The 8,142-nt window shown below is 66.8% G+C and carries 5 protein-coding genes; 2 read left to right on the forward strand and 3 right to left on the reverse strand.

All coding sequences use genetic code 11. From position 1 onward, the window contains the following. Nucleotides 1-2,970: class I SAM-dependent DNA methyltransferase (locus B2U11_RS02310; protein ID WP_292069612.1), on the forward strand; the 2,970-nt coding region annotated here is incomplete at its 5' end. 37 nt (nucleotides 2,971-3,007) lie between these two features. Here B2U11_RS02310 and B2U11_RS02315 read toward each other — a convergent pair. Further along, nucleotides 3,008-3,385: a response regulator gene (locus B2U11_RS02315; RefSeq protein ID WP_292069614.1), complete on the reverse strand. Its 378-nt coding sequence runs from the start codon at nucleotides 3,383-3,385 to the stop codon at nucleotides 3,008-3,010. Then, complete coding sequence (locus B2U11_RS02320; protein ID WP_292069616.1) at nucleotides 3,385-4,878, reverse strand: HWE histidine kinase domain-containing protein; 1,494 nt, start codon at nucleotides 4,876-4,878, stop codon at nucleotides 3,385-3,387. Before B2U11_RS02320 ends, B2U11_RS02315 begins: the two co-directional genes overlap by 1 nt. A 130-nt stretch (nucleotides 4,879-5,008) precedes the next feature. Between B2U11_RS02320 and B2U11_RS02325 the strand changes: the two genes are divergently transcribed. Next, nucleotides 5,009-6,535, forward strand: a complete 1,527-nt coding sequence (locus B2U11_RS02325) for a carboxylesterase/lipase family protein (protein ID WP_292069617.1) — start codon at nucleotides 5,009-5,011, stop codon at nucleotides 6,533-6,535. Nucleotides 6,536-6,541: 6 nt separating this feature from the next. Here the strand turns inward: B2U11_RS02325 and gor are convergent, their stop codons facing one another. Beyond that, complete coding sequence (gor, locus tag B2U11_RS02330) at nucleotides 6,542-7,927, reverse strand: glutathione-disulfide reductase (protein ID WP_201215856.1); 1,386 nt, start codon at nucleotides 7,925-7,927, stop codon at nucleotides 6,542-6,544. Nucleotides 7,928-8,142 lie beyond the last annotated feature (215 nt).

The raw sequence follows: 8,142 nt of genomic DNA on the forward strand, positions 1-8,142 counted from the left end.
GCTCGCCAGGGAAAGGGCTACGCCCAATTCCCGGATCGGGCGCGCTACCGCATCACCTTGGACCAACTGCGCGATCCCGATGTGCGCAACCGGCTGTTGAAGGTCTGGACCGACCCGATGGCGCTGGACCCGTCCGCGCGAGTGGCGGAGGTGACCACCGACATCGCGGCGCGACTGGCCTGGCTGGTTCGTTCGATCCGCGCCCGCCTGGCGTCAGCAGGAGACGACCGGGCCGCCAAGGCCGCCCAGGCCAATCGCACCGCGCTGTTCATCATGCAGTGCATATTCGCCATGTTCGCCGACAGCGTCGGTCTGATCGAGGATCGCGGATTCCAGGGACTTCTGGAATCCTACCGCGGGGAGGCCGACAGGTTTCACGAGGGCGCGCGCGTCTTTTTTCAGACGATGGACCAGGGCGGCCATTGTCTGGCCACCCGCCGGACGATGCGGCGGTTCAACGGCGGTCTGTTCCGCGACGTCGATCCCCTGCCGGTCACGGAGCGGGAATTGGAGGCGCTGATCGCGGCGGCCCGTTGCGACTGGAGCCTGGTCGAACCAGCCATATTCGGCAGCCTGCTGGAACAGGCGCTCGACCCGGCGGAGCGCGCCGAGCTGGGCGCGCACTACACGCCCGCCAGTTTTGTCGAGCGCCTGGTCGACACGACGGTGATGGAGCCGCTGCGCGGCGACTGGGAGGCGACCGAGGCGCAGGCCATCGGGCTTTACCTCGCGGGAGACGTCCCGGCGGCACGCCGGATCGTGCGGGAGTTCCACGACCAACTCTGCCGCATCCGGGTGCTGGACCCCGCCTGCGGCACCGGCAATTTTCTGTATGTGGCCATGAAGATGATGAAGGAGCTGGAAGGGGATGTCCTCAGCGCCCTGTCCGAAATGGGAGAGGTCCAAGGCTTTCTGGACCTGGAAGGTCACGTCGTCAGCCCGGAGCAGTTCTATGGGCTGGAGAAGAACAGCTACGCGGCTTGGATCGCCGAGATCGTCATGTGGATCGGCTATCTGCAATGGCATTTTCGCGTTTTCGGGGACGCCAAGCCGACCGAGCCGATCCTGAAGGATTTCCGACGAGTCCAGTGCGCCGACGCCCTGATCCGCTGTGCGCGCATCGAAGTCGAGCACCGACGCGACGAGGCCGAGGCCGGCCTGTTCGCGACGCGCCGGGATCGCGCGGTCGAGCGCTATGTCGATCCGTTCCCGACGCCGTGGCCCGTCGTGCACTTCATTGTCGGCAATCCCCCCTTCATTGGCGGCAAGGACCTGCGGGCCGAACTCGGCGACGGCTATGTCGAGGCTCTGGCCACGATTCGTGGCGGCCGTTTCCGCTCGGCCGATCTGGTCATGGCGTGGTGGGACCGGGCCGCGGAGATTCTGGCCGCGAAGGGATCGATCCTCCGTCGCTTCGGCTTCATCACAACCAATTCCATCACTCAGACTTTCTCGCGACGGGTGATCGAACACCATCTGGAGCGGCGTCCCCCGCTTCGCATCGTCTTTGCGGTCGCCGATCACCCGTGGGCCGTAGGGCCGGGGCGGGCCGACGTGCGCATCGCCATGTCGGTGGTCGAACGCGGCGCGCCGGACGGCCAGGCCCGCTGGCTGCAAGTTTCGGGCGAAGCGGACCTGATCACCGACCATCCTCGACTGACATTCGAGGAACGCCAAGGCGTGATCGGGGCGGACCTGATGATCGACACGGGCCTGACCCGCGCCAGGGCGCTGAAGGCGAACGCCGGCCTGGCGCATCGCGGCGTGCAGCTGATGGGCGCCGGCTTTCTCGTGACGCCGCAGCGCGGCCGCGCCTTGCTGGCGGGATCGGATCGCGACGCGCCTTCGCCCCTGCGGACCTATCGCAACGGCCGCGATCTGGCCGACCGTCCGCGCGGCCTGGAGGCCATCGACCTGTTCGGCTGGGACGAGGCTGAAGCCCGCCGTCGACATCCCTTGCTGTATCAACATCTTCTCGAAACCGTGAAGCCCGATCGCGACCGCAACAATCGGGCGACCTACCGTGACAACTGGTGGATCTTCGGCGAGCCCAGGCGGGAACTGCGCGAAGCGGCGGCGGGTCTGCAGCGATGCATCGTCACGGTGGAGACGGCCAAGCACCGCTGGTTCCGCTTCCTCGACGCCGAGATACTGCCCGACAACAAACTGGTCGTGATCGCCAGCGACGACCCCGTGATTATGGGCGTACTGTCTTCGCGACAGCATCGGGCGTGGTTCGCCGCCAACGCCGGACGGATCGGAGAGTACGAACGCGAGGCTGTCTATGTGAAAGGCGCCTGTTTCGATCGTTTTCCGTTTCCGCAGCCGGGCGCGGCGTTGGCGGCCGAGCTGGGCGCCGTGGCCGAGGAACTCGACGCCTTGCGCGCCAAGGTCCTGGAGCGGAATCCGGGGCTGACCATGACGGGTCTCTACAATGCGCGCGCGCTCTGGCGGCAGGGAACGCCCTTGAGCGCGACCGATCAAGATGTGCATGACGCCGGCTGCATCGGCCTGTTGGATCATTTGCATGTCCGCCTCGATCACCTGGTGGCGGACGCCTACGGCTGGCCGCAAACGCTTTCCGACGACGCCGTGGTGGAGCGGCTGATCGCCCTGAACCAGTTGCGGGCTGAACAGGAGGGGCGCGGCGATGTGCGTTTCCTGCGCCCCGGTTACCAGACGCCCCGCTTGCCGAGGGGAGGAGAGGCGGTTCAGACCGAAGCGGTGCTGTTCGTCGAGACGCCCTTGCCCGCGCTGCCGGACGAGCCGGGACCGCTGGCGTCGGTTCTGCTCTCCATGCTGCGGCGTCGCGGCGTACCCATGCATCCTACGGCCCTGGCGGCGGCGTTCGATGGCTCGCCCACGCGCAAGAGACGCAAGATCGAACACACCCTTGCGGTCCTAGCCGCGTCAGGCGCGGTCCAGCGCTCGGAGCAGGGATGGTTCGCGCCCCGGCGGATGGCGGCCTGATGGGACGGGCGGCCGGAATGGTCGTCGCAGGCGCGGGTCAGGCTTGGGCCACGCCCATGGCTTTCATCAGGGCGTCGCGCACGGCGTTCTCGGTGAAGGGTTTCTGGATGGTGGGATTGCCGCGCCATTCGTCAGGCAGGCCGCCTTCGCCATAGCCGGTCGAGAAGACGAACGGCACGCCGCGGGCCCTCAACGCCTCGGCCACCGGAAAGACCTGACGGCCGGCGACATTCACGTCCAGCAGCGCGGCGTCCAGATCGGTCTCGTCGCGCGCCATCGCGGCGCCCTCGTCGATGTTGGCGGCGGGGCCGACCGGCGTGCAGCCCATGTCTTCCAGAATGGTTTCGAGAAGCATGGCCACAAGGGATTCATCCTCGACGATAAGAACGCGACGTCCGGTCAGGGGCTGGGTCATCACGCGTCTTTCCTTTCAAGCGGAACCGTCAGTTCCGCGACAAATCCATCGGCGGCGTAGACCAGATCAATCTCGCCCGCCAGATCGTGGCGAATGTTACGTTCGATCAATCGACTGCCGAAACCTTTTCTACTCGGCGGTGAGACGGGCGGGCCGCCAACTTCGCGCCAGGTCAGTTTGAGCCGGGGCGCGCGCTGATCGGCCAAGGCCCAGTCGATCAGGACCCGACCTTCAGGCGTCGAGAGGGCGCCGTATTTCGCGGCGTTGGTCGCCAGTTCATGGAAGATCATCCCCAACGACAACGCAAGCGCGGGCTCCAGATCGACCGGAGGTCCGTTGAGGCTGATGCGGGTCGGGCCAAAGGCTTCGGTCTCGTGAGCCAGGATGGCGCTCAGCTCCGCGCCTTCCCAATGGCTGCGTGTCAGCAGGTTGTGCGTGTGCGACAAGGCCATCAGACGCGACTGGAACGTCTCGGCGAAGGTGGTCGGATCGACGTGCGACCGGGCGGTCTGGATGGCGATGGACTGGACGGTGGCCAGGGTGTTCTTCACCCGGTGGTTCAGTTCGTCGATCATCAGCTTCTGCCGCTGGGCGGCCAGGACGTTTTCGGTGACGTCGTGGCCCTGGACGAAGATGCCGGCCACCGCTCCATGCTCGTCCCGGATCGGCTGATAGATGAAGTTCAGATAGACGTCTTCCAGCGGACCGTCGGCGCGGCGCTGGAGTTGGACCAGGCTCTCCTGACCCTCATACGGTTCGCCCGTCGCGAAGACGTCGTCCAGGAACTCGTAATAGCCTTGGCCGGCCAGTTCGGGCAGCGCCTCGCGCACGGGCAGCCCCGACAGATCGCGCTGGCCGATCAGTTGCTGATAGGCGGCGTTGTGCATTTGGAACACGTGCTGCGGGCCGGACAGGATGGCCACGAAGCCCGGGGCCTGCATGAACATTTCGACCAGGCGGTTTCGCTCGTGCTCCAAGCGAAGATTGTCTTCCTGAACGACTTCCGCGCGGCGCAGCAACCCCCCGCCCAAGATGGCGTCCAGCGCGCTGACCGGCGATGAAGGATCGGCGATGAACCCCCGGTGCAGGTCGGTGACGTCGGTCGTGTGTTGCAGCAGATAGGCGACTTCGCCTTGCTCATCGAGGATCGGCGTGTGTGTGGCGCTCCAAAGCCTGTCCTCGAAGGTGCGCGCGCCGTCGGGGCCGGTGCGGGCGATCGAAAAGCGCACCATCGCGAGGTGATCCCGCTGACGCGTGTCGCGCGCCTTTTCCAGGGACGCCTTCACTCGCCGCACATTCTCGGGCGCCTCCTCGCCATCGCCGGAATCGAACGCCTGGAACAATGGCTGCCCGATGATGTCTTGCCGACGAGAGGAGGTCACGTCGAGGTACGCCTGATTCGCGCCGACGATCAGAAGATCGGGCGTGACCAGGATATAGGGGTTTGGGGACACCTCGAACGCCGCGGCCAGATCGACGGCGGGTCGTGTCATTTGGATTAAGTCGTTCAATGCGCGCCCCACCAGCAATCCCCAAACGCAGCGGACGCGGATTGGTTCGCCAGGCCGGCGAAAAACGTCGCATCGTCGTTGGCGCGTCAGAAGAATTTGCTAATGACGGGGCATGACAATCGCAGCCGCATTCGCCACGCTGGCCCTGATGACGGCGCAGGTCGACCCGACAGCACAGGCAGAGACGCGGGTCGAGCAGGGGGTTCTGCTCGGTCGAACCGACGACGCCGTGACCTCTTATCGCAACATCCCCTACGCCGCGCCGCCCGTGGGGCAGTTGCGTTGGCGACCGCCGCGACCGCCTGTCGCCTGGGACGGGCGTCGCGACGCCACCGGCTATGGTGCGATCTGCATTCAGCCGCCGGCGAACGGCGACCCCGGCGTCGGCCCTCCGCCGATGAGCGAGGACTGCCTGAACCTCAACGTCTGGACCAACCAGGCGGACGACGCGCGGGCGCCCGTCATGGTTTGGATTCACGGCGGCGCGCTGATCAACGGCTCGGGCACGGCGGCGCTGTACGAGGGCGACGACCTTGCCAGGCAGGGCGTGGTGGTCGTGACGCTGAACTATCGGTTGGGGCGTCTGGGCTTCTTCGACCACCCGGCGCTGGCGGCCGAGAGACCAGCGGGCGAAGCGGCAGGCAACTACGGCGTGATGGACGTCATCGCAGCCCTGCGGTGGGTGAAGACCAACATCGCCGCCTTCGGGGGCGACCCGGACAACGTGACGATCTTTGGCGAGTCGGCGGGCGGGCTGCTGGTGAACCGGATGATGATCTCGCCCCAGGCGCGCGGGCTGTTCCAGCGGGCCGTGGTGCAGTCCGGTCTGGGACGTGAGCTCCAGATTCCGCTGGATCGGCCGGGGGCGGGCGGCGCGCCGTCGGCGCGACAGCGGGGCCAGGCCTGGGCGGAGGCGGCGGGCCTGACGTCGGCCGAGGCGCTGCGGGCGGCCCCGGCCGAGACCTTCTTGGACCCGGCGCCGTCGTTCGCCAACGGCGACCTGAACCTGATCGACGGCCAGATCGTGACCGAGACGGTCGAAGCCGCCTTCGCGGCCGGGCGACAGGCCCCGGTCCCCTATGTCATCGGCACGAACAGCGCCGAGTTCTGGTGGATCAAGCCCACGGACCGATCGGGTTACGGCCTGATCGACGACGACATGACCTGGCTGGAGCGGGCCGAGGCCGCGGCGGCCTATGGCGGCGTCGCGGCGTTCGACGCCCAGGTCGTGACGGACCTGGTGTTCACCGAGCCCGCGCGCAAGCTGGCGCGCCTGCATGCAAAGGCGGGTCATCCGACCTACCTCTACCGCTTCGACGTGACGTCGCCGGAGAACCGGCAGGCGCATGGCGGGGCCAGCCACGCGGTGGAGCGGCCCTATGTGTTCGGCAACCTGGGCATCCTTCCCTATCCGGTCGAGGCGCGCGACCGGCGCGCCTCGGAGGCGATGATGGGCTACTGGACCGACTTCGCCCGAACCGGAAATCCAAACGGGGGAGATCGGCCGGTCTGGCCCCAGGCCACGCCGGACGGCGAGCCGCGCATCGTCACCTTCGGCGACACGGGGCCTTTCGTCGAGACCGAGCCCTTCTCCGCGCGGCTGGACGTGCTGGAGCGGTTCCGGGAGCGGCCGCGCTGAGGCGGATCAGCCGGCGGCCATGTTCGCGGGCGTCTGCTTCTCCTTCAGAGTGACCAGTTCTTCGGCCATGGTCGGGTGGACGGCGCAGGTGGCGTCCCATTGGGCCTTGGTCAGGCCGGCCTTCACGGCGATGGCGGCCAGTTGGATCATCTCCGGGCTGTCGGGACCGACGATGTGAACGCCGACCACGCGCTGGCTGTCGGCGTCGACGACCAGCTTCATCAGCACCCGTTCGTCGGAGCCGGTGAATGCGTATTTCATCGGCCGGAAGCGGGTCACATAAACGTCCACGCCCTTGGAGCACGACCGACGCGCCTCGGCCTCGGTCAGGCCGACAACGCCGACCGGCGGCTGACTGAAGACGGCGGTTGCGACGGCCTCGTAGTCGAAGTGCTGGGGGTTGTCGCGATAGACGGTCTGGTGGAAGGCGACCGCCTCGCGGATGGCCACGGGCGTCAGGTTCATCCGGTCGGTGACGTCGCCGATGGCCCAGATGTTTTCGGCGGTCGTCTTCGAATAGGGATCGACCTTGACGGCCCCCTCGTCGTTCAGCTCGACGCCCGCGGCCTCTAGGCCCAGATCCTTGACGTGCGGGATGCGGCCGGTGGCGAACATGACCACGTCCGTTTCCAGGGTCATGCCGTTTTCCAGATGGTTGACCAGGCCGGTCGCGGTCTTTTCGATCGACTTGTGCTGGCAGCCCAGGATCACCTTGATCCCGCGCTTCTCGATCTCTCCAGCCAGGTGGGCGCGCACATCGTCGTCGAAGCCGCGCAGGATGTTCGGGCCGCGATAGATCAGGGTGGTTTCGACGCCCAGGCCGGCGAAGATGCCGGCGAACTCCACCGCGATATAGCCGCCGCCCGCGATCAGGATGCGCTTGGGCAGTTCGGGCAGGTGGAAGGCCTCTTCCGAGGTGATGGCGTGTTCGATGCCCGGCAGATCCTCCGGCTTCCAAGGGCGGCCGCCGGTGGCGATCAGGATCTTTTGGGCAGTGATGGTGCGGTTTTTGCCGACGATCTCGACGGTGTGGGCGTCCTTCAGGATGGCGCGACCGTGGACCAGCTCGACCCCGGCCTTGCCCAGGTTGGCGGCGTAGATGCCCGACAGCCGGGCGATCTCGACGTCCTTGGCCTCAAGGAAGGTCGGCCAGTCGAATTTGGCGTTGTCGAACGACCAGCCGTAGCCCTCGGCGATCTCAAGCGCGTGGCTGACCTCGGAGGCCATGACCATGAACTTCTTGGGCACGCAGCCCCGAATGACGCAGGTGCCGCCGACGCGGAACTCTTCGGCGATGGCGACCCTCTTGCCGCCCAGGGCCGTCAGCCGCGCGGCGCGAACCCCGCCGGAGCCCGCGCCGATGACGAAGAGGTCGTAATCGTAGTCGGACATCGGGGTCTCCGGGGTTCAGACTCGGAAAAAAGAGAGTCTGAATCGTCTGAATAGTGTGAAATCTCGGCGCGGGCGCCGAAAAACAGGGTGTGAATCGTCTGAATGGCGTGAAAGCCGGCAGCGAACCGCGAGGCCGATCCGACTTAGGCGCCGGGGCGGGAAGGGGCAAGGCGGGTGGGATACGCTCTATCCCGATCATCCCGGCGAAAGCCGGG

This window comes from Brevundimonas sp. UBA7534, assembly GCF_002479325.1.
Classification (GTDB): Bacteria; Pseudomonadota; Alphaproteobacteria; order Caulobacterales; family Caulobacteraceae; genus Brevundimonas.